This window comes from Nguyenibacter vanlangensis (genome assembly GCF_013376155.1).
In the GTDB taxonomy this organism is placed as follows: Bacteria; Pseudomonadota; Alphaproteobacteria; order Acetobacterales; family Acetobacteraceae; genus Gluconacetobacter; species Gluconacetobacter vanlangensis.
This window is the reverse complement of record NZ_JABXXP010000442.1, coordinates 1-2,398: the sequence shown is the minus strand read 5'-3', so window position 1 is coordinate 2,398 and position 2,398 is coordinate 1. Positions and strand designations below refer to the sequence as shown.

The 2,398-nt window shown below is 69.6% G+C and carries 2 protein-coding genes; both read right to left on the bottom strand.

The window, feature by feature from the left end:
* Nucleotides 1-117: 117 nt before the first annotated feature.
* Nucleotides 118-2,055, bottom strand: coding sequence for a squalene--hopene cyclase (gene shc, locus HUK84_RS15040; RefSeq protein WP_246285705.1), 1,938 nt, complete (start codon nucleotides 2,053-2,055; stop codon nucleotides 118-120).
* A gap of 196 nt (nucleotides 2,056-2,251) precedes the next feature.
* Nucleotides 2,252-2,398: FAD-dependent oxidoreductase (locus tag HUK84_RS15035; protein WP_176641009.1), on the bottom strand; the 147-nt coding region annotated here is incomplete at its 5' end.

Sequence of the window (2,398 nt, the reverse complement as noted above, 5' to 3'; positions counted from 1 at the left end):
GCCGTCCGCCGTCGCGCCGCTGATGCCGACCGCAGCTTCGGGGGCCACGGCGCGGATCAGCGCCGCCTCGGCCTCCATCCCCACCACGACGCCCAGCCGGCCGGGACAGGCCAACGGTCAGAACCCGTACGCCACCTGGCGCGTGTTGCTCGACGCCAGGTTGCGATAGCGCGCCAGCGCCAGCAGCGGGAAGAACTGGCGATAGCCGTGGTAGCGCAGATAGAATACTTTGGGAAAACCGACCGCGTTGTACGGGTCCTCGTCCCATTCCCCGTCCGGCTTCTGCGTCCGGGTCAGATAGGCCATGCCCCGCGCCACCGCCGGATCGTCGCGCAGGCCGGCCGCCATCAACCCCAGCACCGCCCAGGCGGTCTGCGACGGCAGGCTCTCGGTATAGCGGCCGGGCGCCGCGCCTTCGTACGACGCGCAATCCTCGCCCCAGCCGCCATCCTCGCGCTGCACGGCGCGCAGCCAGTCGACCGCGCGCCGCACCGACGGATCGTCCCGCGACACGCCGGCGGCGTTATAGGCGCACAGCACCGACCAGGTACCATAGATGTAGTTGGTGCCCCACCGGCCGAACCAGCACCCTTCCGGCTTCTGGTCCGACCGCAGGAAGGCAAGGCCGCGCTCGATCACCGGCCGGTCCTCGGCGTGGCCAAGCTGCGCCAGGAACGAAATGCACCGCGCGGTCACGTCGGCGGTCGGCGGGTCCAGCAGCGCCCCATGGTCGGCGAAGGGAATGTGGTTGAGGAAATCCATATTGTTGTCGATATCGAACGCGCCCCAGCCGCCATTGCTGCTCTGCATGCCGATGATCCACAGCCGCGCGCGCGCGATCGCCTCTTCGCTGGCCGGGTCGCCCTCGCGATGCAGCAGCATGCCGACCACCGCCGTATCGTCGACGTCGGGGTAGTGATCGTTGCGGTATTGGAAGGCCCAGCCCCCCGGCGGCACGTCCGGGCAGTTGATCGCCCAGTCGCCCTTCACGTCCAGGATCTGCCGGTCGCGCAGCCAGGCGGCGGCGGCGGCCAGCGTCCGCTTCGTCTCGGCGGGGCGGACGCCCTGGGGGCCCGACGCGGCCTCGATCATCGCATGGCCGGCCAGCCCGGTATCCCAGATCGGCGAAACGCAGGGCTGGCAATAGGCCTCGTCCCCATGCTCCACCAGCAGCCCGCGCACCGACTCCCACGCGGTGGCTGCGCGCGGGTCGCTGTCGGGCACGCCCAGCGCGCGGTACATCATCACCGTATTGGCCATGGCGGGATAGATCGCCCCCAGCCCGTCCACGCCGTTCAGGCGCGGCTCGATGAAATCCACCGCCGCCGCGATCGCGCGGCGCCGGGTCTTCTCCGGGATCATCCGCTCGGCCGGACGCAGCACCTTGTCCACATATTTGAACACCCGCCCCAGCGGCGAGCGGTACGGCCCGCGGATCCAGTCGCGGATGCGCTCCGGCGGGGTGACGAACAATTCGGGCACGTGCACGCCGCGCGGATTGACCGCCCGCGGCCGCAGCGCCGCCAGCACCAGCAGCGGCGCGACCACGGTGCGCGACCAGTACGACATGTTCCAGACCGAAAACAGCGCCTTGCGCGGCAGCAGCATCAGCTCGACCGGCATCGCCGGGGTGGCATGCCACGGCACCTCGCCGAACAGCGCCAGTTGGAAGCGGGTAAAGACGTTGCTGCGCTCGGCCCCGCCATGGTCCAGGATGGCGGCGCGGGCCCGGGCCATGTGCGGCGCGTCGATATCGTCGCCGATCGCCTTCAGCGCGAAATACGCCTTCACCGACGCCGAAATGTCGAACCTGCCGCCGTGATAGAGCGGCCAGCCGCCATGCGCGCCCTGGATGCGGCGCAGATAGACGCCGATCCGCGCCTGCAGCGCCGGGTCGATCCGGTCCAGGTAATGTTCCAGCAGCACATATTCCGCCGGGATGGTCGCGTCGGCCTCCAGCTCGAACACCCAGTGCCCGTCCGCGTTCTGGCGGCGGCCCAGCGCGCCGTGCGCCGCCTCGACCGCCCGATCGATCGCCGCCATCGGCGCGTCCATCGGCACGGCCGTACCGGCATCGGCACTGGCATCGGCATCGAGTAAGGTGTCGAGCATCTCGGTCGCGTTCGCCATCATTCCCTGTTCCCCGCCGCCATGCGGGACCTGTTCCGATCTCTATAAAATAATGACCTGGAGCATTTCCACCGAACCGGCGTTCAGTGGAAATGCTCTAAGATCCTGGATATTGGGCCAATTACCGGCGCGCGCGCAACGCCTGCGCGGCCGTGGCCCCCGACCTCATGGCACCTTCGATCGTCGCGGGCAATCCCGTCGCCGTCCAGTCCCCGGCCAGGAACAGGTTGTCCAGCGCCGTCCGCGCGCCCGGGCGCAGCCGCTCCTG

Bases quoted from the DNA above. Each gene is read 5' to 3' on its own strand.
- shc (WP_246285705.1), bottom strand. From the start codon at position 2,055: ATGGACGCGCCGATGGCGGCGATCGATCGGGCGGTCGAGGCGGCGCAC.